This is a genomic window from Erythrobacter sp. EC-HK427, from assembly GCF_902498745.1.
GTDB lineage: Bacteria > Pseudomonadota > Alphaproteobacteria > Sphingomonadales > Sphingomonadaceae > Alteraurantiacibacter.
Window position 1 is genome coordinate 2227281 of sequence record NZ_LR701479.1, and the last position, 21122, is coordinate 2248402.

The 21122-nt window shown below is 62.6% G+C and carries 18 protein-coding genes and 1 tRNA gene; 18 read left to right on the forward strand and 1 reads right to left on the reverse strand.

All coding sequences use genetic code 11. The features are described 5' to 3' along the window. The first annotated feature begins 43 nt into the window (after window positions 1–43). The 13 genes from GC121_RS10965 to GC121_RS11025 all read left to right on the forward strand — a co-directional run bounded on the left by GC121_RS10965 (window position 44) and on the right by GC121_RS11025 (window position 14853). Window positions 44–2260, forward strand: coding sequence for a polysaccharide biosynthesis tyrosine autokinase (locus GC121_RS10965; RefSeq protein WP_151974316.1), 2217 nt, complete (start codon window positions 44–46; stop codon window positions 2258–2260). Next, a complete protein-coding gene (locus GC121_RS10970; RefSeq protein ID WP_151974317.1) occupies window positions 2260–3402 on the forward strand; it encodes a hypothetical protein in 1143 nt (380 codons plus the stop codon). The genes GC121_RS10965 and GC121_RS10970 overlap by 1 nt, the downstream gene beginning before the upstream one ends. A gap of 71 nt (window positions 3403–3473) precedes the next feature. Continuing rightward, window positions 3474–4775 (forward strand): oligosaccharide flippase family protein, encoded by a 1302-nt coding sequence (locus tag GC121_RS10975; RefSeq protein WP_199857838.1) that lies wholly within the window; start codon window positions 3474–3476, stop codon window positions 4773–4775. A 121-nt stretch (window positions 4776–4896) separates the two neighbouring features. Further along, window positions 4897–5754, forward strand: a complete 858-nt coding sequence (locus tag GC121_RS10980; protein WP_199857839.1) for a sulfotransferase domain-containing protein — start codon at window positions 4897–4899, stop codon at window positions 5752–5754. 177 nt (window positions 5755–5931) lie between these two features. Further along, complete coding sequence (locus tag GC121_RS10985) at window positions 5932–7443, forward strand: hypothetical protein (RefSeq protein ID WP_151974320.1); 1512 nt, start codon at window positions 5932–5934, stop codon at window positions 7441–7443. Further along, complete coding sequence (locus tag GC121_RS10990; protein WP_151974321.1) at window positions 7440–8384, forward strand: hypothetical protein; 945 nt, start codon at window positions 7440–7442, stop codon at window positions 8382–8384. The genes GC121_RS10985 and GC121_RS10990 overlap by 4 nt, the downstream gene beginning before the upstream one ends. After that, window positions 8381–9433, forward strand: coding sequence for a glycosyltransferase (locus GC121_RS10995; protein WP_151974322.1), 1053 nt, complete (start codon window positions 8381–8383; stop codon window positions 9431–9433). Before GC121_RS10990 ends, GC121_RS10995 begins: the two co-directional genes overlap by 4 nt. Beyond that, the gene (locus tag GC121_RS11000) at window positions 9433–10281 is read left to right on the forward strand and encodes an FkbM family methyltransferase (protein ID WP_151974323.1); all 849 of its coding nucleotides are present in this window, start codon (window positions 9433–9435) and stop codon (window positions 10279–10281) included. Before GC121_RS10995 ends, GC121_RS11000 begins: the two co-directional genes overlap by 1 nt. After that, window positions 10274–11128, forward strand: a complete 855-nt coding sequence (locus GC121_RS11005; RefSeq protein WP_199857840.1) for a sulfotransferase — start codon at window positions 10274–10276, stop codon at window positions 11126–11128. Before GC121_RS11000 ends, GC121_RS11005 begins: the two co-directional genes overlap by 8 nt. 49 nt (window positions 11129–11177) lie before the next feature. After that, window positions 11178–12185, forward strand: coding sequence for a glycosyltransferase family 1 protein (locus GC121_RS11010; RefSeq protein WP_151974325.1), 1008 nt, complete (start codon window positions 11178–11180; stop codon window positions 12183–12185). After that, window positions 12185–13324: a glycosyltransferase gene (locus GC121_RS11015; RefSeq protein WP_151974326.1), complete on the forward strand. Its 1140-nt coding sequence runs from the start codon at window positions 12185–12187 to the stop codon at window positions 13322–13324. Before GC121_RS11010 ends, GC121_RS11015 begins: the two co-directional genes overlap by 1 nt. Beyond that, on the forward strand, window positions 13321–14133 hold the full coding sequence (locus GC121_RS11020) for a hypothetical protein (RefSeq protein ID WP_151974327.1): 813 nt from the start codon (window positions 13321–13323) through the stop codon (window positions 14131–14133). Before GC121_RS11015 ends, GC121_RS11020 begins: the two co-directional genes overlap by 4 nt. 78 nt (window positions 14134–14211) lie before the next feature. Next, window positions 14212–14853, forward strand: a complete 642-nt coding sequence (locus GC121_RS11025; protein ID WP_199857841.1) for a bifunctional 2-polyprenyl-6-hydroxyphenol methylase/3-demethylubiquinol 3-O-methyltransferase UbiG — start codon at window positions 14212–14214, stop codon at window positions 14851–14853. A gap of 214 nt (window positions 14854–15067) precedes the next feature. Here the strand turns inward: GC121_RS11025 and GC121_RS11030 are convergent. Further along, window positions 15068–15144, reverse strand: a tRNA-Pro gene (locus GC121_RS11030). Window positions 15145–15324: 180 nt separating this feature from the next. Between GC121_RS11030 and GC121_RS11035 the strand changes: the two genes are divergently transcribed. From GC121_RS11035 to GC121_RS11055, 5 genes are all read left to right on the forward strand, one after another. Further along, window positions 15325–16320, forward strand: coding sequence for an NAD-dependent epimerase/dehydratase family protein (locus tag GC121_RS11035; RefSeq protein WP_151974328.1), 996 nt, complete (start codon window positions 15325–15327; stop codon window positions 16318–16320). 38 nt (window positions 16321–16358) lie between these two features. Then, a complete protein-coding gene (gene thyA, locus GC121_RS11040) occupies window positions 16359–17303 on the forward strand; it encodes a thymidylate synthase (RefSeq protein ID WP_151974329.1) in 945 nt (314 codons plus the stop codon). Between the two features lie 104 nt (window positions 17304–17407). Beyond that, window positions 17408–18700: a thiamine pyrophosphate-dependent enzyme gene (locus GC121_RS11045; protein WP_151974330.1), complete on the forward strand. Its 1293-nt coding sequence runs from the start codon at window positions 17408–17410 to the stop codon at window positions 18698–18700. Then, entirely contained in the window at window positions 18697–19758 is a 1062-nt protein-coding gene (locus GC121_RS11050; protein WP_151974331.1) for an alpha-ketoacid dehydrogenase subunit beta, read from the forward strand. The genes GC121_RS11045 and GC121_RS11050 overlap by 4 nt, the downstream gene beginning before the upstream one ends. Before the next feature lie 5 nt (window positions 19759–19763). Next, window positions 19764–21065: a dihydrolipoamide acetyltransferase family protein gene (locus GC121_RS11055; RefSeq protein WP_151974332.1), complete on the forward strand. Its 1302-nt coding sequence runs from the start codon at window positions 19764–19766 to the stop codon at window positions 21063–21065. Window positions 21066–21122 lie beyond the last annotated feature (57 nt).

Here is a 21122-nt window from a genome sequence, read left to right on the forward strand (position 1 = left end):
TTCGCCAGATGAAGCTCTGGCACCGGAATACAAGGTATTGTGAATGATTGATTCTGCGGGCACCGCACCGGCTCCAGCGTTTCGTGGACAAGGCAACGGGCAGGGCAACGGCCAGCCCATGCCGGAAGAGCGGGACGGCTTTTTCGATGTCATTCCGTTCGAGCGGTACCTTGAGCTGATCCGCACCAACAAGCTGCTGATTGCAGGGGTTATTGCACTCGCGCTGGCGATTGGTGCGATTGCCGCGCTGCTGGCCGAACCGCAATACCGCTCCACCGCCCGGATCGAGATCGGGATGACCGATCTCAATGTCACCAATGTGGAAGGGCTGGAGGAAGAAAGCGTCAACGCAGCGCGCGTTTATCTGCCGACGCAATATGAATTGCTCGAATCGAACTCGCTGGCGCTGCGCGTGGCGCGCGAACTGGATTTGCGGAACAATGATCTGTTTCTGGAGACCTATCAGCTCTCGGGCGACGGTCAGGGCAATATCGACCAGACGATTGCCGGGATTCTGCGCGGCGGGATCACCATTTCGCCGGTTCTCAACAGCTCGCTCGTCGATATCTCGTTCAGCAGTCCGTCGCGCGAACTTGCCGCGCTGGTCGCCAATGGCTGGGCCGAATCCTATATCGCCGAAGACATCAGCCGCCGCTTTGGCGCCTCGATCGAAGCGCGCGACTTCCTCGAAGAGCGGATCGCGGAAACCCGCGAACGGCTGGAAACCGCAGAGGCCGATCTGATCACCTATGCGTCGGATCAGGACATTCTGACCATTGGCACCGGAACCGGCGATGGCGATAGTGCCGACACCGCGTCGCAATCGCTGCTCGCCACCGAGCTGGCGGCGTTCAGCGCCTCGCTCCAGCAGGCGACGGCAGACCGTATCGCGGCACAGGCGGCGCTTCAGTCGCGCTCGGCTTCTAATGCCGAGACGAGCGACAATTACGCTTCCGGCCCCACGGCCAGCCTGCGCACACGGCGAGCCGAAGTGCAGTTGCAGCTGGCCGAGCTGAGCTCGCGCTTTACCGATGATTATCCGCCGGTGCAGGCGCTGCGCGCGCAGCTGGCCGAGCTCGACCGTGCGATTGCTTCCGAACAAACAGGATCGGTCGACCGTCTGCGCGCCGCGTACCGCGAAGCCCAGGCACGCGAGGACAGCCTGCGCCAGCAAGTCACGCGCCTGCGCGGCCAGCTGGTCGATCAGCGGCAGGACAGCGTGCAATACAATATCCTGCAGCGCGAAGTGGATACGCAGCGCGAACTCTATGCCGGCCTGCTCCAGCGCTTCCGCGAAATCGGCGTGGTTGGCGTGGGTGAGAGCAATGTGCTGATCGTCGACCAAGCGCGCGAACCGCGCACCCATTACAGTCCGAGCCTGCGGCAGAATCTGATTATTTCGCTGTTTATCGGGCTGCTGGTGGTCGCGATTGGCCTCTATCTCTACGATTTGCTCAACCAGAGCCTGCGCAATCCGCAACAGGTCAAGGAACGGCTGGGAATGCAGCTGCTGGCGAGCATTCCGGCGGTGGAGGAAAACGAGATCGTCGAGGATCTCTCGCAGTCCTACACCAGCCTTTACGAAGCCTATTTCAGCTTCACAGCCAATGTCGCCAATGCGGCGGGCGGCACTATGCCGCGTTCGGTGATGCTGACTTCTTCGCGTCCGGGCGAGGGCAAGAGCCTCAGCTCGGTCGCAATGGCCTACCTGCTCGGGCGGCAGGGCAAAAAGGTGCTGCTGCTCGATTCCGACCTGCGCAAATCGGGGATGTCGAGCTATCTCGGCACGGTCGGCACTATCGGCACCACGCAATATCTGATGGGCGACGACAATTGGCGCGCGATGCTCTCGCGTTCGGAGGCGCTCGAAGGGTTCGACATTCTGCCTGCCGGGCGCAAGTCCTTGCAAGTCGCCGAACTGCTTTCCAACGGCCGCTTCCAGAAGCTGCTCGACGAGGTGGAGAACGAGTATGATGTGGTGGTCGTTGACGGCCCGCCGGTGCTCGGCCTGGTCGATGCGCCGTTGATCGCCGCCTGCCTTGGCGGGGTGGTGATGGTCATCGAAGCGAATGACGGCAAGTGGCGCTATATCGAAAGCGCTATCCAGCGTCTGCGGCAGGCGAACGCCGAAATGCTGGGCGCGATTGTCACCAAGCTTGACGAACGCAACGCCGCCTATGGCTACGGTTATGGGTATGGCTACGGCTATGGCTATGGCGAGAAGGGCAAGGAAAGCGACCCGCAGGGCGCGCCCGCCTGATGACCCGCGTCTTGCGTATCCTCGGCTGCCTGCTGGCTGTCATCGCGGCGCCGCTGCTGCTGGTGCAGGGCATGGCGAATGCGCGGATGGATGCGCGGCTGGCTGATCTCAACGGTTTCTGGAAGGCCGATCTTGCCAGCGCGCTGGTGCAGGTCGAACAAAGCGGTAGCACGTTGCGGCTTGATGTGAATGACGCCGGGATCGAGCTCGCGCAACAGGCCTTCGCCAGCGAGCCCTTGGCCAGCGATGCGCTGTTCCCCATCGCCGTTGCCTGGGCTGCCGATGGGCGCGCGGATGATGCCAACGCGCTGGTCGATGCCGGATTGCGCCTCGACAAGCGCAACCGCTCGCTGGGCGTGCTGGAATTGCAGCGGGTGGCAGCAGCGCAGGACTTGCCGGGCCTGTTCGCACAGCTCAACCGCCTTTCTGTGCTTTACCCGCCGCTTATCAATGACTTTGTCCAACCGCTGACAGCCGCGCTCGATGATGCTGCATCGGTGCCTGCGATCCGCGATGCGTTGGTGGCAGAGCCGGTGTGGGCGGAGGCATTTTGGAAAAGCGTTCCCCGCTCGCCGCGCGGGCTCGCCAGTATGTATGCGTTGCGAGAGACGGTCGATGCCGGGGTGACCGGAGAAAGCGATGCGCTGCTGCTTGAAGGTCTGGGCAATGGCGGCCTGTTCGCGCAGGCCTTCGACCATTGGGATGCGCACCTTGCCGGTGCGGATGCACCGCGCACGGGCTTTATGGCGGACGATGAGTTTGCCCCGATCGGCTGGCGCAGCACGCGCAGCGGCAGCGTGTCCTTCGCCGCCCGTGGTGGTGGCGGATACGATATCTATGTCGAGCGGCAGACCGCTGGCGAACTGGCACGGCAATTGGTGCGGCTGACGCCCGGAACCTATCGCTTTACCGCCGAGACCAGCCCTGCGCGCGATGCCGAGCATTTGCGGGTGTCGCTATTCTGCGCCGGCGCTGAAGAGACAGCGGCAGGTGGACAGTCGCAAACGCTTGACCAAGCGGCGACGTTTACGGCCTCGCCCGCTTGCGACATCTACTGGCTGGTGCTGACAGGCGAAGCGTATGCAACGCGCGGTGCGCTGGATGCGCGGCTCACCGGAATGCAATTCGAAGCGGTGCGCTAGACGCATTATCTTGCCGGAGTGAAGCTGGAACCATGGCGAATCCCGCTCCATCAGGCGCGAGTGGCAAATCCTTGCGACAGTATTTTATCGGCGGTTCGGCGGGGCTGTTCGTGCTGCGAATCATTTCCGTCGTCCTGGGGCTGGGCGTATCCACCATTCTGGCGCGCGAATTGGGCGCGGCCGAGTTCGGCGTGTTCTCCTTTGCCATTGGCGTTGCCACTTTGCTCTCGCTCCCGTTTTGCGGCGGCCTGCCAACGCTGCTGATCGGCGAGATCGCGCAGGCGCGCGAAACCGGCGATGCGGGGAAGCTGCGCGGGGTGATCCGCTGGGGCTATCTCACCCAGTTGATCCTCCTTCTGGTTTTCGGCGGGCTGGCCATCGGCACCTATCTGGTGGCCGTCAGCCTGGGCGTGTGGTGGTGGAACGAACGTGAGACCCAAATCGCACTGCTGGTACTGCTGATCGTGCCGGCCATGGGATTCATCCATTTGCAGCGCGGCATTCTGGTCGGGTTCGAACGGCCGGTGCTCTCTGGCATCGGGGAACAGCTGATCCGCCCCGGCGCGATGCTTGGCCTGCTGCTGTTGTTCCTTGCCATGCTCGACACCGGCAGCGTGGGTGCCTTGTGGTTGCAACTGGGCGCGACGCTGATTGCCGGGGTGGTGATCGTCGCGCTCATCCGCTCGGTGCTACCGCCAGCGGGCGATGCCGAGCCCGAAATTCGCTGGAAGGAATGGACGCTGGCGATGCTTCCTTTGACGGCGACCACGGCCACCACGATTGTCAGCAACAATACCGATATTCTGATGCTGGGCATTTTGCAGCCGCCCGAAGAGGCAGGCGTTTACCGCATTGCCGCACAGATTTCGGTGATCGCGGCCATTCTCATGCAGATATTGCGCGCGATCGCCGCCCCGCAGATTGCCGCCGCCCATGCACGCGGCGATCTGGCACTGATGCGGCGGTTGATGGTGCATACCGGCTGGGCGGCCACTGCTGCCGCGCTCGGCTTTGTCGTCGTGTTTGCCATTTTCGGCGAGTTTGCGCTGGTGCTGGTCTTCGGGCCGGAATACGCCGCTTCCTATTGGCCCTGTCTTGTGCTCGCTTTGGGCTCTGTGCTGGGTGCCAGCTGCACAATGGTGAGCATCGCGCTGCAGATGACCCGCAATGGCGGCATAGTGGCGAAGGCGGCGATTGTTGCGGCGGTGTTCAATGTGGTGCTCAACCTGCTGCTGGTGCCGAGCTTCGGCGCGCTGGGCGCCGCGATTGGCACCGCCGTTTCGCTGAGCGTTATGCAATTGCAATTGGCATACCAGGCCCAGAGGATTCTCGGCGTCCGCGCCGACATTTTCCAAATGCCGAGTGCTAGATGATTCTGTTGACCGGTTCAGTAGCAGGATGTCGCAATGCCGCTTTGGCCGGACTTCGACTGGACGCAGGTGCAGCATTCGCTACAAGCCCACAGCGAGAACGCAGCATCCAAAGGCATTTCGCGTGAATGAACCCTCCAGTCTGGCAGACCTCGTCACTGCGATGGATCGCGCGTTGCCGCGTCCAGTTACGGTGCGGCGGCAACAGGCCGTGTATTGGCCGACGATCTGGCTGCACGCGCGGCGCGCGCAAATGGGGGGCAGCTTTTGCATCAACGGCTTCCCGTCATCGGGCACCAATTGGCTGTGCCAGCTCGTCTCGCGCTATTTCGGTGTGCCGATTCTGGAGCCGTGGCGGCGCCTGACCCCCGCGCTTTCGCCGCATGTGTTCCACCTGCACCGCTTCGTCGACACGCCCGCCGCGCGCGAGCGGACATTTTATATTGTGCGCGACGGGCGCGACACGCTGGTCTCGCGCTATATGAAACTGAGCCCCAATCCCAACGATATGCGGCCGCTTGCGGCGTTCGAGGCGGCGAGCGGGATGACCTATGACAAAGCGCGTATCCGCGAACAGATGCCCGCCTTTATCGAATGGTATTTCACAGAAACCCGCTACAGCGCGATGAACTGGGCCAATCATGTGCGCCGCGCCATGGCCATGGATTTGACGCGGCTTCGGTTTGAGGATTTGAAGGCGGATGCGATGGCCGCGCTGGAGCCTGTCTTTGCCAAGGTCTCTGGCGAACCGATCGACCGCGCAAGGCTAGCTGACGTGATCGACCAAATGGATTTCGCCAAGGTCAAGGCACGCGGCAACGGCCACCACAAACGCAAAAGCCAGGTCGGTGAGTGGCGCGAGCATTACACGCAAGAGGCGCGCGACACCTTCGCCCGCTTTGCGCAGGATGCGCTGGTGGCGGCAGGCTATGAGGCCGACCGCTCGTGGATTGACGAAGCTCCGCTTGAGCCAGTGGAGTAAACGCGTCGTCATGCCAGCAGATCATCGTTTGTTTTTGGCCGAAGCCGCGACTGGACGCAGAGGGGGCAGGCGCATAGGGTTTGCCGGTGAGCGGCAGCGATCCGGAACGACCGCATTGACCGAATTGATCAGGCGACCCCTGATTGCCCTGCATGGAACGACTGGTGAGGCTCCGGCATGACGATCAATTGGCAGGATATCCGCCCGGTCTTGTTCGCCTGGATGGTGGCGATGACGTGCATCGCGGCCTTTTTCGCTTTTTCGACAATCGGCTGCGGTGCGGCGCAATGCGCCACGCGTACCTATGAAGGCATCAATCTGCTGGGATTGGGAGCAATCCTGATTGCATCACTGCTGGCAGTGTACGGCTTTATGAAAGCCAGTCCGCAATTACTGTTCACTCCGCTGGTTGCCTATGCCGGAGCGTGCGCGCTGTTTTACGGCTTCGGGCCGATGTCCAACTTCATCGCCAGTGATGCGACCATGGCGTATCAGGCGCAGTCGGTTTACGCGATCAGTGCCGAGGAAAGCCTGCGCACCAATCTGTTGACCTCCGTGGGCATCGCGATTTCGCTGCTTACGGTCTATTTTGCTCTGCCGCAGCGCAACCGGACATTTCCCCCCATGCCGAAAATGGCGCTCGGTTCTGTGGCGATCCTTTTTGTGTCACTCGGATTGGTGCTCAAACACCTGATCATCATGCCGTCAGTCTATGGCACGTCGTCTTTCGAGGTACCGGGAATACTGCGGAACCTGCGTTACCTCCCCGATCTGGGCTTTGCGCTGATGGCGATGCTGGCGGCAAAAGGTGATCGCCGTTGGACAACGGCTTTCTGGCTGATCTGGCCGCTCCACTTTCTGCTGGCTTTTCCCGAGTTTTCGAAGCGCAGCGTGATGCTCACCATGCTGTTGCCTGCCATTGGCGCCTATATCGGCCACCGGTCAATGCGGCGGCTGATGTTCTGGGTGGTGCCCGCCATCCTGATTTACACCGTGCTGCAGAACACCAACACAATTGCGCGGGCGGAAGAGCAACAGGCAGAAAACGAATTTATTGTGCTTGGTGTTTCGGACCGCTTGAGCATTTTGCGGGACGTGATTGTCGAAGGCGATGCGGCGCAGGGCTATCTGCCGCCGCGATTGCTGGGGGTCCAGCAATGGTGGCTGCGGCTCAATTTCTCGGGGCCGCAAAACGCCGCGATGGAATTGCGCGATAGCGGGGTGGAAGCGGGCTTCACGCAAAATCCGCTTGTCTACTGGGTGCCGCGTTTCCTGTGGCCGGACAAGCCGCCAATCATCGGCCCAGGCGAGCTGTTTCACGGGATTGTGACGCAGAACCCTTCGACAGAGACCAAGATCGGGATCACCGTTTTCGCAGACGGATACTGGCAATTCGGATGGTTCGGCGTTGCGCTGTTTTCAGCCATAATGGGGCTGATTTTTGCAGTGATCACGCGGATGACGATGAACCAGCTTTCCCGCCACCTCTATCTTTATCTGCCTGCTGCCGCACTCGGCATCCAGATGGGGGCGACTTCATCGGGCAGCTTCCTGCAAGTCGGGTTCCTCTCCGCGCTGTCGGTCTATTTCGGCTATTGCCTCGTCGTCTATCTGATTTACGGGCAACTCGGCCAGTTGCGCCACCGCTCGCGCGAGCGGAACCGCGACATTGCCTACGGAACGGCATGAGCAAGCGCAGCATGATCGTGATTTCCGGACTGCGTCGATCCGGAACCACCGCGCTATGGGAATGCTTCCGCCATAGCGCGGCGATTGCCGCTTTTGACGAGCCGTTCCACCCGCGCCTTGCCGCCGGAGACCGGAGCAATCCCAAGGGCACGTGGCGCGAACTGGCGGCGTTCTTCGAGGAGCATCCCGATATCGCGCCACCGCCGATCGATCCGTTGGCAGAGCTTTCGTCCGTATCGGATGATGCGCAGCGCGATTATCTCGAACAGCTGGGCCGGGCGAACAGCCATGTCGCCATTGACGTGGTGCGCTGCTGGAACCGCTTGCCCGCACTCTATTCCAAGCAGGAGGATGTGCTGACCGTCCAGCTGGTGCGCGATCCGCAAAGCTGGATTACCGGGCACTTGCTGCCCTCGGGGAAGGGCACTTGGAAGAAGGCTCTAGCTGACCGCTATCGCCGCGCGAGCTTCTTCACCCGCAAGGGCTATTTCGACAATTACCATTACGAAACGATCATTGCCGAAGCGCTGCGGCAGGATCATCGCCTTTGGCGCGCAGTTACACCCTCCGCTGCAGAGCTTGCCAAAGCGCCCGCCTTTATCAAGCTGCTGGCGTTCTGGTGGGGCACAAATGCGGTGCTGCGTCGTGCGTTGCTTGCTGCGGGCCAGCCATCTGTGCTGACAACGCTGCACGATCTCAGCCACGATCCGGGCGCGGTCTTGCAGGCGATAGCCTCGGCAGCGGGCTGGGACGTGGAAGAGCTGCGCCACGATCATATCACCGGGACACGCCCATCGGTGGGTGCGGAAAACCCGCAATGGCGCGAGGCGGCGCGGTTTCTCGGGATTCCCGAGGCGATTGTCCGTCCCGGCGGAGCGGGCGCGGCGGCGCTGGAAGCAGCGTTTGACGCAGCAGCTACGCGGCTGGGAGAGGCAGCGTGAAGGGCAAGCTCCTTTACATCGGTAACTTGCGCGAAGGCGGGAACGGGCGTGACCGGATTTCGGTGTGGGAAAATGCGGGCTGGCAGGTCGAGGGGATCGACACGCGGCCCTATCGCGTAGGCGGCAACCGGCTGGTGCGCACCATGACCTCGCGCTGGCAGATCGGCCCGCAGGTCGCCAAGCTCAACGCCATGCTGCAAGCACGGGCGGCGCGGGCCGATTATGATGTGGTGATGGTCGACAAGGGCACGGTGCTGCGGCGGGCGAGCGTTCAGGCGCTCAAAGCCAATGCCCGCGCCGGGATCGCCATCCACTACACGCCCGATGCGGCCTTCTACGACAACCGCTCGCGCGAGTTTTTCCGTGCCATTCCCGATTACGATTTGCTGGTGACGACCAAGCCCTTCGAGACGGAGCATTATCGCAAGGCCGGCGCGCGTGACTTGCTGCTGATCGAACAGGGCTTCGGCCCGCGTATCGATCCCGCGCTGGCAGACGATGTGCCCGACCATTTGCGCAGCGAGGTCGCCTTTGTCGGCCATTGCCAGCCGCATTATGCCAAGACGCTTGAAGTCTCGGCACAAGCTGCCCCGCTCAGTATTTGGGGCCCGGGCTGGCCCGAATATGCCGAAAAGCACGCCTGGGCGCAGGCTGTGGTGCGCGGCCCCGGCCTGTATGGCGCGGACTATGCCAAAGCGCTGGGCGGCGCCAAAATCGCCATCGGCCTGCTGTCCAAACGCGTGCCCGAGACGACTACGACGCGTACCTTTGAGATTCCCGCCATGGGCACCATGCTGCTCGCCGAGCGGACGGGGGATCACCAGCGTCTGTTCGAAGAAGGCGTCGAGGCCGAATTTTTCGCCTCACCGGAAGAGTTGTCACAAAAGCTTGCCTTCTATGCTGCAGATGCGAAGAAGCGCGAGGCTATTGCGCAGGCGGGGATGGCGAAGTGCCAAAACGCGGGCTATTCGACCGCCGCGCAATTCGCACGGATTTCACATTGGCTGGACGCTGCCTTGGCGTCCGGCAACAAAGGGACATCGAAGTAATGGGATCACTTTCGGCCAAGCTGCGGCGGGCGCAATGGAAGCTGGGTCGGCGGCTGTATATGACCGCGCGCGGAGAGCCGCAGTCCAACCTCCCCGATAGCAGCGACGAACGCTATATGCAGGCCGCAACGCTGGCGGCTTTGGGTGACGGGCCGGCGACGATCCTCGATGTCGGCGCGAACAAGGGCCAGTGGTCGAGCCAGCTGCTGGGCCTCGCGTCTACCGCGCTGCGCTCGCCCGACAGGCTGCATCTGCACGCCTTCGAGCCGGTTCCCGCAACGCGCGAAGTCTACAAGTCCAAACTCGCCGCCACGCCGGGCGGAGATTGCGCGACATTGCATCCGCTCGCCTTGTCCAACGCAGCGGGCACGGCGGAGATCGCGATCTGGGGCGAGACGGCGGGCACCAATACGCTGTCCTTCGACGATAGCAGCGTGGGCCGTGCGCAGCGCGTGCTCACCATCGAAACCACCACGCTGGACAGCTTTCTGGCAGAGCACGGCATAGACCATGTCGCGCTGCTCAAAATCGATGCCGAGGGGCATGATTTCCTCGTGTTGCAGGGCGGCCAGGCAAGCCTTGCGGCGGGCAAAATTGACGCGGTGCAGTTCGAATACAGCCATCGCTGGATCTATGCGCGGCAATTCCTGCGCGATGTGTTCCGCCTGATCGAGGATTTGCCCTACACGCTGTGCCGCATCCGGCATGACGGGCTGGAACATATCGCCGAATGGCACCCCGAGCTGGAACGCTATTTCGATGCCAATTTCGCGCTGGTGCACGAACGTGTCGAGGGACGCTATGCGATCCATCGCGGCGCATTCGATGGCGGGAACACCTATGCCTGATGCGCGGCAGCTTCCCACCTTCCTGATTATCGGCGCGGGCAAATCGGGCACCACGTCGCTGTGGAACTATCTCGACCAGCATCCGCAGGCGGGAATGTCGCGGATAAAGGAGCCGAGCTATTTCTCGATGGACGATGTCCATGCGCGCGGGCTCGACTGGTATGCGACGCTCTATGCCGGGAAGGAGAATGCACTGGTGCGGGGGGAGGCGTCAAACTCCTATTCGGCGCTGGAGACCTTTCCGCACACGCTAGACCGGATTGCCGAAGTGATGGAGGCGCCGAAGTTTCTTTACATCGTGCGCCATCCGCGCGCGCGCAGCGAAAGCGACTGGATGCAGCGCAGCAAGATATCGGATGTGAGCTTCACCGACTTTCTGCACAATGATCCGGTCTATGCCGACAAGAACCGCTATCTGCGCACGCTGGAGGCGTATGAAGCGCGGTTTGGTGCAGGCTGCGTCAAAGTGCTGTTCTACGATGATCTGCGCAGCGATGCGGCGGGATTGCTGCGCGGGATTTGCGAGTTTCTCGGCATCGACCCTGACTTCGCCTTCGACTTCGAAACGCGGCATGGCCAGTCGAAAGAGGCGCGCAAATTTGTTGGCGGGCTGGGCAAGCTGCGCAACACCAAGCTCTACGCCGATCTCAGCATGGCGCTGCCATCGGGTGTGAAGGAGAAGCTGCGCGGTGCCCTCTCCACCACCCATGCCATCGAACGACCGGAGTGGAGCGCGGCGGATATCGCCTGGTTCCGCGAGCAATTCGAAGCACCCTCGCGCGCCTTTCTCGAGCGGGTGGGTCGCGGGGCGGATTACTGGGACTGGGACGAAGGCTGGAGCCGGTGATGGCCAGCACCGTCCGACCGGTTGAACACGCTGCGGGACGCCTTGATTGATGCCGATCAACGTCACTCTGCTGATGCGCCCGGTTGCAGAGCGTGCTTTCAGTATCGAAGCGGTGTTCGATACAGTGGCGCGTTATGTGCCTGCTGACATTGCGCTGACAACGGTTACCTCGCCGCACCCCAGCAGGGGTTTGCTCTCGCGGCTGCGCGGCGTCTGGCACGCGCGACAGGCCTGCCGCGCTGCCGATGTGGTGCATATGACGGGGGACGCGCATTATCTTGTCTATCTGCTGCCGGGGCGCAAAACCGTGCTGACGGTGCATGATTGCGAGTTTCTGGAACGCAGCAGCGGATTGAAGCGGTGGCTGTTGTGGTTCTTCTGGCTGCGTTTGCCCGCTTGGAAGGCAGCGCGGATCACCTGCGTCTCCGAAGGCGCGCGGGTGCAATTGCTGCGCTGGCTTGCGGTTGATGCTGAGAGGGTGAGCGTGGTGGAAAATCCGCTCTCGAAGCCGCTCGAACGCGATGAGCGAGCCTTCAACATCGTCCGGCCGCGCCTGCTGATGATCGGGGCGGGGCCGCACAAGAATGTCGAGCGGGTGGCAGAGGCGCTGGCCGGTTTGCCGGTGTCGCTGGAGATTATCGCGCGGGTCGATGAGGCGAGGCTTGCCCGCTTGCGCGCCGGAGGCTTGGCGGTCGAAGCGCGGCACAATCTGTCCGATGAGGAATTGGCAGAAGCCTACGCGAGGGCCGACATCCTGATGTTCCCGTCGCTCGCCGAGGGGTTTGGTTTGCCGATCCTCGAAGCGCAGGCGGTCGGGCGGCCCGTGATTACATCGAACCGCGCGCCGATGCGGGATGTCGCGGGCGAGGGCGCGTTGCTGGTCGATCCGGAGGACGCTGGCGCCATCCGTGCCGCTGTTGAGCGGGTGATCGCCGAGCCGGAACTGCGGGCGCAGCTGGTTAAGACAGGCGCGGCGAATGTGCGGCGTTTCGCGCCTGAACGCGCGGCACAGGCCTACGCCGATGTGTGGCGCGCCGTAGCGGCGGAGGCCGGCTGATGCGCATTGCCTTCCTTGCCGGACACCTGTCGCGCCGCGCCTCGGGCGTGCGGCAAATGATCGAAGGGCTCTCGGGCGCGCTGGCAGCACGAGGCGCGGATATCCGCGTGTTCGGGATCGCTGACGAAGCGTGGGGGAACGGCGACTCCGAGACGTGGCAGGGCGCTCCGGCGGAAGTTTTCCAGCGCTATGGCCCCGCCAATCTCGGCTTTATGCCGAAGCTCGGCGCGGCATTGGCTGCGTATAAGCCCGACATTGTGCACCTCCACGGCATATGGATGTATTCTTCCGCCGTCGCCGCATCGTGGGCAGGGCGGGGCATCAATGGGAGTGGCGGCAAGCTCGTCATCTCGCCGCACGGAATGCTCGCGCCTGCTGCGCTGGCCTATTCGCCGACCGCCAAGCGCATCATCCGCGCCGCATGGCAGAACCGGGCCTTCGCCCGCGCTGCGGCCTATCATGCGACGGCGGCGCAGGAGGAGAGCGATACGCGCGCTTTTCTCGGCGATGTCGATGTGGAGATCGTGCCCAACGGTGTGGCGGACACCGCCATTGCCCGCCCGGAGTGGAGCGCCCGGCAGAAGCGGGTTGTTGCCATCGGGCGGCTGCATCCGGTGAAAGGCTATGACCGCCTGATCCAGGCTTGGGAGCAGGTGGGTGCCGTCCATCCCGACTGGCGTCTGGAAATCGCCGGGCCAGATCCCGATGGCTATGCGGCGCAACTGCGCACGCTCGCCGGGCAATATGGCGGCGGAACCGTCACCATTTCGCCCCCGCAATTCGGCGCGGCGCGCGATGCTCTGATCGCCCATTCCCGCCTGTTCGCGCTGCCTTCGCTCACCGAGAATTTCGCGCTCACCGTGCCCGAGGCGCTGGTTTGCGCAACCCCTGTGCTCGCCAGCACCGGCGCACCGTGGCAGGGGCTGGTCGCGCAGGAATGCGGCTGGTGGGTTGATCCCGATCCGGCACGTCTTACCGATGCGCTGCTCCAGGCCATCGCGGCAGATGCGGCGGGCACGCTCGAAAGCATGGGCGCGAAAGGCCGCGAATGGGCGCTTTCCGAATTCGGCTGGGATGGTATCGCGGCGCGCATGGAAGCGTTTTACGAACGGGTGATGCGCGGGGAGCGCGGCGCATGAGCGATCAGCCCTGCATCTTTGTCACCGGCATCTGGAAATCGGGCAACCACCTTGCCTATTCGGCCTTGAATGCGATGGGCATTGAAGGCCCGTTCAACGGCATCGCCGCGCATCTGGTTAATGGCCGGCACCGCTGGGCCAAACGCCTGATCCGCTCGCCGCGAGGATCGGGTGACGCGGTGCAGGTGGGGCTGGAAACCAATGCCGCGGTCAGCCGCCGCTATATCGCCAAGCAGGCGCAACGGCTGGCGGGCAAGATCATGGGTGGCCACGCGGCGCATTCGCCCGAACTGGCGCAGACATTGCGCGAAGCAGGCGCACGGATGATCTGCATCCGCCGCGACCCGCGCGATATTCTGGTGAGCTTTGCCGACTGGATCGGAGGGCGCGCCGATTTTTATCTGCATCCCGATTTCAAGCCGCTGTCGCGCGAAGACCGGGTGCGCGTGCTGCTTGATGGCGGGCCGACACGCATTGCGCCGATTTTCCCGTTTCTCGACATTCTCGACCGCGGGCTCGGCTGGACGCGCGAACCGGGCGTGCTGCAAGTGACCTTTGAAGACCTGCTCGGCCCCGCAGGCGGGCAGAGCGCAGAGGCGCAGCGCGCCGCCGTTGCAGCGATCCACGCGCATATCGAACCGGAAACACCGCTGGACGCGGTCGATATCGGTTCAATCTATGGCGGCTCGCTCACCTTCAACAAGGGCCGCAGCCAGCGGTGGCGGGAACTGGACGATGCCGCTTTGGTGGCGCGTATCGAGCGCGAGCTGGAACCGGTGTTGCCGCAATGGGGCTATGCCGACGCCTGACTTGTTTTACGGAACCTGTCCTGTAGAGACGAACGCCAATTGTGCAGTGCAGCGCACCGCAATCCGGGGAAAAGCCAGATGAATGATATGACCGACGGCAGCAACCTTTCGGGTTACGCCTATGAAGATGCAGAGCTGAACCATTCGCACGATTATCTGTTGCCCGCCTTGCAGGCGGAGTTGGCGCGGCTGAGCGGCGAAAAGCGCGTGTTTGAGCTGGGCTGCGGCAATGGCAGCATCGGCGCGGCGATGGCAGCTGCGGGCTGGGACGTGACCGGGGTCGATGTCTCGGAAGACGGGATCAAACAGGCGCGGGAGCGGCATCCGCAGCTGAAGCTGCATTTCGGATCGGCCTATGATGATTTGGCGGCGCAATATGGCACCTTCCCGGTGGTGACGAGCCTTGAAGTGGTGGAGCACGTATTCCACCCGCGCATCTATGCAAAAACGCTGTTTTCGCTGCTGGAGCCGGGCGGAACGGCGATTATTTCAACGCCTTATCACGGGTATTGGAAGAACCTTGCGATGGCCGTCACCGGCACGATGGACGCGCATTTCACCGCGCTGTGGGACTATGGCCACATCAAGTTTTTCTCGATCAAGACCCTGACCGAGCTGCTGGAAGAGACGGGCTTCGAGGTTGAACGCTTCCTGCGCGTGGGGCGTATCCCGCCGCTGGCGAAGTCGATGATTGCGGTGGCGAAAAAGCCGAGGGGTTGAGGGCGAAAGCCATCAACCGTTCGTCCTGAGCCTGTCGAAGGACTGCTTTTCTTCTCGCCCAGCACCAATCGCCAAGGAGAAGTGCAGCCCTTCGACAAGCTCAGGGCAATCGGAATTTGGCGTTAATGGGTTGGAAAGGGCGTTGCAGCCCGTCGCTATCGCTCGGGAGTTTTCACGCAAAACCGTCCCCCGGACGGTTTTCCGTAGGCAAAACTGGTCGGGGAGAGAGGATTCGAACCTCCGGCCCCTGCCTCCCGAAGACAGTGCTCTACCAGGCTGAGCTACTCCCCGACCGGTGCTTGCGGAAGCGAGGCTCCCGCGAGGCAGAGGCGGGCCTATAGGGTCAGTCCGGGGCGCTGGCAAGCCCAACTCGAAGCCCGCCACATTTTCACGGCATCCTAACCCTAAGCTGCCATTGCGGGCGGGTGATCGCGGCCCCATGTGCACGGCTGCTCAGGAGACGAAGACAGAATGCGGGTTTTGGTAACAGGTGCGGCAGGATTTATCGGCGCGGCGCTGGCGGAGCGGTTGCTTGCGCGCGGCGACAGCGTGATCGGCATCGACAATTGCAATGATTATTACGACCCGCAGTTGAAGTTCGATCGGGTCAACCGCGTCGAGCGCGCGGGCGGCGACTTCCTGTTCTACCGCCTCGATTTCGCCGACATGGGCGCGCTCACCGATGCGCTGGAGGCCGAGGCGTTTGACGCCATCGTGCATCTCGGCGCGCAGGCGGGCGTGCGCTATTCGCTCGAAAATCCGGCGGCCTATGTGCAGAGCAACCTGGTGGGCCATGCCAATATGCTCGAACTGGCGCGGGCGCGCGAGGTTGCGCATATGGTCTATGCCAGTTCGTCGAGCGTTTATGGCGGCAATGACAAGCTGCCTTTCAGCGTGGACGACCGCGCAGATCACCCCGTCAGCCTCTATGCCGCCACCAAGCGCGCCGACGAAATGCTGAGCGAAAGCTACGCCCACTTGTTCCGCATCCCGCAAACCGGCCTGCGCTTCTTCACTGTCTACGGCCCGTGGGGGCGGCCCGACATGGCGATGTGGATTTTCACCCAGAAAATCCTCGCCGGAGAACCGATTCCCGTCTTCAACAAGGGCGAGATGTGGCGCGATTTTACCTATATCGATGATATCATCGCGGGCGTTGTTGCCGCTTTGGACAATCCGCCGGCCGATGACGGCACGCATAAGGCGGGCGGTTCGGCCAAGCCGCATGCGATCTACAATATCGGCAACCACCGGTCCGAAAAGCTCACCCGGCTGATCGAGCTGATCGGCGAAGCCTGTGGGCGCGAGGTGGCGATCGACTGGCAGCCGATGCAGAAGGGCGATGTGACCCGCACCTATGCCGATATCGACGCGATCCAGCGCAACCTCGGCTACCAGCCTTCAACCAGCATCGATGTCGGCGTACCGCGCTTTGTGGAGTGGTATCGGGGCTATCACGGGGTCTGACAGTGGCGCGTGCGCGCGGGTGGTGCTAGCCCATCCCCATGAGCGAATCCCCCCGGCATCCCGAATGGCAATATCTCGACCTGATGCGCCACATCTGGGAGCACGGGGACGAGCGGATTGACCGGACGGGCGTGGGCACGCGCTCGGTCTTCGGCACCATGCTGCGCTTCGATCTGGGCGATAACCGCATCCCGCTGCTCACCACCAAACGGGTGTACTGGAAGGCGGCGGTGCGCGAGATGCTGTGGTTCCTTACCGGCAACACCAATATCCAGCCGCTGCTCAAACAGGGCGTGAAAATCTGGAGCGACTGGCCGCTCGCCAAATACCGCCAGAAAACCGGCGAGGATATCAGCCAGGACGATTTCGAGGCGCGGATTGTCGCCGACGATGCTTTTGCGGCGAATTGGGGTGATCTTGGCCCCGTCTATGGCAAACAATGGGTCGATTGGCCGACCTATCAATACGGGCCGGACGGCAAGTATACGAAGGGGCCGGGGATCAACCAGGTCGCCGAAGTGGTCGCCAGCCTGAAGAGCAATCCCGGCAGCCGCCGCCATATCATCGAAGGCTGGAACGTCGCCGAGCTTGAACGGATGGCACTGCCGCCGTGCCACAAGACTTACCAGTTCCACGTTGCCGGGGAAGGGGCGGCGGCGCGGCTCAATTGCCTGCTTTACCAGCGCAGCTGCGATGTCGCGCTGGGTCTGCCGTTCAACCTTGTCGGCGCAGCAGTGCTGACGCGGATGATGGCGGCGCAGACGGGTTTGCAGCCCGGAGAGCTGGTGTGGGCCGGGGGCGATACGCATCTCTATCTCAACCACACGGAGCTGGTGGAGGAGCAGATCACGCGAGAACCCGCAGGCGAACCGCGGCTTTCGCTGCTAAGGGTGCCCGAGACGATTTTCGATTACCGCTTCGAGGATTTCGAAGTGAGCGATTACGCGCCGCAGGGCGTTTTGCGTGCACCGGTGGCGGTGTAACACGCACCGGATTGACGGTTTCAGGCGTAACTAATATAAATGCGCCAGCATAAAACAATCTAACGCGCGCCCGAGGCTTTCGCGGCGCCAATTGGGAGAGCAGCATGGCCAAGGCCGGCAAGGATCAGGGCAGCAACCGCCCCGCGCTTGCGCTCCATGTGCCCGAGCCGAAATACCGGCCCGGCGACACGGTCGATTTCAGCGATCTGAACATCACCGAACCCGGCGAGCAGCCGCGTCCGGACGAGGTGTGCGAAGCGCGCGAGACCTATCCGCTGTGCACCGATCTGATCCGCGTATTGGGGGACGATAACAAGGCACACGGCCCGTGGGATCCGCGCCTTGATGCCGATACCCTCCGCCGGATGCTGCGCGAAATGGCGCTAGTGCGCGCTTTTGACGGGCGGATGTACCGCGCCCAGCGGCAGGGCAAGACCAGCTTCTACATGAAGTGCACTGGCGAAGAGGCGACCAGCGTCTGCGCCACGCACGCGCTCGCGGGGGACGATATGATCTTCCCCAGCTACCGCCAGCAGGGCTGCCTGATCGCGCGCGGTTACTCGCCGGTCGAGATGATCAACCAGATCTATTCGAACAAGGGCGACAAGCTGAAAGGCCGCCAGCTGCCGATCATGTATTGCTCGAAGCGGCTTAGTTTCTTCACCATCAGCGGCAATCTGGCGACCCAGCTGCCGCAGGCGGTGGGCTTTGCTATGGCCAGCGCGAGCAAGGGCGATTCGCGCATTGCCGCGACCTGGGTGGGCGAGGGGAGCACGGCGGAAGGTGACTTCCACTCTGCCATGACCTTCGCCACGGTTTACAACGCGCCGGTCATTTTCAACGTCATCAACAACCAGTGGGCCATTTCGTCCTTCTCCGGTTTTGCCGGCGCCGAGCGCGCAACCTTTGCTGCGCGCGCCATCGGCTATGGCATTGCAGGGCTGCGGGTGGACGGCAATGATCCGCTCGCGGTCTATGCCGCCGAACGCTGGGCCGCCGACCGCGCGCGCAGCAATGGCGGGCCGACGCTGATCGAGCACTTCACCTACCGCGCCGAGGGCCACTCGACCTCGGATGACCCCTCCGCCTACCGCTCCGCCGAGGAGCGTGACGAATGGCCGCTTGGCGATCCTGTCATGCGGCTCAAGAACCACCTGATTGCGCTGGGCGAATGGTCGGAAGAGCAGCAGGAGGCGCAGGACGCCGAGCTCGACCAGCTGGTGAAAGACGCGCAGAAGGAGGCGGAGAAGAACGGCATTCTCGGCCACGGCCTGCACCATCCCTTCGCCACGATGTTCGAAGATGTGTTCGAGGAACTGCCGTGGCATCTCAAAGAACAGAGCGAACAGGCCATCCGCGAACGCGCGATCAAATGGCCGGAGGGCCCTGCAGAATGAGCCAGACCGACACCACGCTGTCGCCCGCTGCCGAAGCGGGCGAGGCGCGCCACATGAATATGATCGAGGCGATCAATTCCGCGCTCGACGTGATGCTCGCCCGCGATCCCGATGTGATCCTGTTGGGCGAGGATATCGGCTATTTCGGCGGCGTCTTCCGCTGCACCGCCGGTTTGCAGGAAAAGCACGGGAAGACCCGCGTTTTCGATACGCCGATTTCCGAATGCGGGATTATCGGTGTGGCGGTGGGGATGGGGGCCTATGGCCTGCGCCCGGTGCCCGAAATCCAGTTCGCCGATTACATCTATCCAGGGCTTGACCAGCTCATTTCCGAAGCGGCGCGCCTCCGCTACCGCTCGGCAGGCGAATTTATCGCCCCTATGACGGTGCGCAGCCCGTTTGGCGGCGGCATTTTCGGCGGGCAGACGCACTCGCAGAGCCCGGAAGCGATTTTCACCCATGTCTCGGGCCTGAAAACCGTCATTCCGGCAACGCCCTACGATGCCAAGGGTCTGCTGATCAGCTGCATCGAAGACAATGATCCGGTCATCTTCTTCGAACCCAAGCGCATCTATAACGGCCCGTTCGACGGCTTTTACGACAAGCCTGCGAAAAGCTGGAAAGGCCGCGATGATGCGCAAGTGCCCGATGGCTATTACAAGGTGCCGCTCGGCAAGGCGCGCAAAGTGACCGAAGGCGACCAGCTGACGATCCTCGCCTATGGCACCATGGTGCACGTCTCCGAAGCGGTGTGCCGCGAGAAGGGCGTGGAGGCCGACATTCTCGATTTGCGCACGCTCGTCCCGCTCGATATCGAAGCGATCGAAGCATCGGTCGAACGCACCGGGCGTTGCCTGATCGTGCACGAAGCGACGCGAACCAGCGGTTTCGGCGCGGAACTCAGCGCGCTTGTGACCGAACGCTGTTTCTACCACCTCGAAGCGCCGGTCGAACGCGTGACCGGCTTCGACACACCCTATCCGCACAGCCTCGAATGGGCCTATTTCCCCGGCCCCGTCCGCATCGGCGAGGCTATCGACAAGATTCTGGCAGAGTAAGCACCATGGCCAAATACACGCACCCCATGCCCGATATCGGCGAAGGCATCACCGAAGCGGAAATCGTGACCTGGCAGAAGAAGGTCGGCGATATGGTTCATGAAGACGAGGAAGTCGTCGACATGATGACCGACAAGGCAACCGTGCCGCTGGAAAGTCCGGTCACCGGACGTTTAGTCGCAATCGCGGGCGAGGCGGGCGATATGGTTGCCATCGGCAGCCCGATCTTCGTCATCGAAGTTGAAGGCGATGTGCCGGAGGATGTGGTTGAGGAAGCGGTCGCGGTTGAAGCGGCACCTGCGCCTGCTCCCGAACCAACGCCTGAGCCCGAAGAGCCCCTTCCCCTTAGGGAAGGGGTTGGGGATGGGGGTTCTGCATCAGAGACCTCGGAAACCCACCCCCCGGCCCCCTCCCGTGCGGGAGGGGGAGAGAAAGTCCTCGCCACCCCCGCCGTTCGCGCGCGCGCCAGGGATCTCGGCATCGATCTCGCGCAGGTCAAACCCGCCGAGGATGGCCGCATCCGCCATGCCGATCTCGATGCTTTCATAAGCTATTCGGGCGGTTTCTCGGGTGCGGGCAAAACCCGCGCGGACGAGCAAATCAAGGTCATCGGCCTGCGCAAACGCATTGCCGAGAATATGCAGGCGGCCAAGCGCAACATTCCGCATTTCACCTATGTCGAAGAATGCGACGTTACCGAACTGGAACGCACCCGCGCTCAGCTCAACGAAAATCGCGAAGCCAAAGGACAGGAACGCCCCAAGCTGACGATGCTCCCGCTGCTCATCACCGCGATTTGCAAGGCGCTGCCCGATTTCCCGATGATCAACGCCCGCTTCGATGACGAGGCGAGGGTCGTCACCCGCCATGGCAGCGTGCATCTGGGCATGGCGACGATGACCGGTAACGGCTTGATCGTGCCGGTCATCCGCGACGCGCAGGGCAAGAACCTGTTCCAGCTCGCCAATGAGATCACCCGGCTCGCCAATGCGGCGCGCGACGGCACGGCCAAGTCGGAAGAATTGTCCGGCTCGACGCTCACCATCACGTCGCTTGGCCCGCTCGGCGGCGTGGCGACAACGCCGGTTATCAACCGCCCCGAAGTGGCGATCATCGGCCCGAATCGGATTGTCGAGCGGCCCATGTTTGTCACCGGCGCAGACGGGGTCGAGCGGATCGAGAAGCGCAAGCTGATGAACATCTCGATCAGCTGCGATCACCGCGTGGTTGACGGCTATGACGCGGCGGCTTTCGTGCAGGCGCTGAAGAAACTGATCGAGGCTCCGGCAACGATTTTAGCGGGGTAGGAAAAGAGTGCAAAAAGCCGCGCGCAATGTGTTGACACCCTATCGGGGCTCCACTAA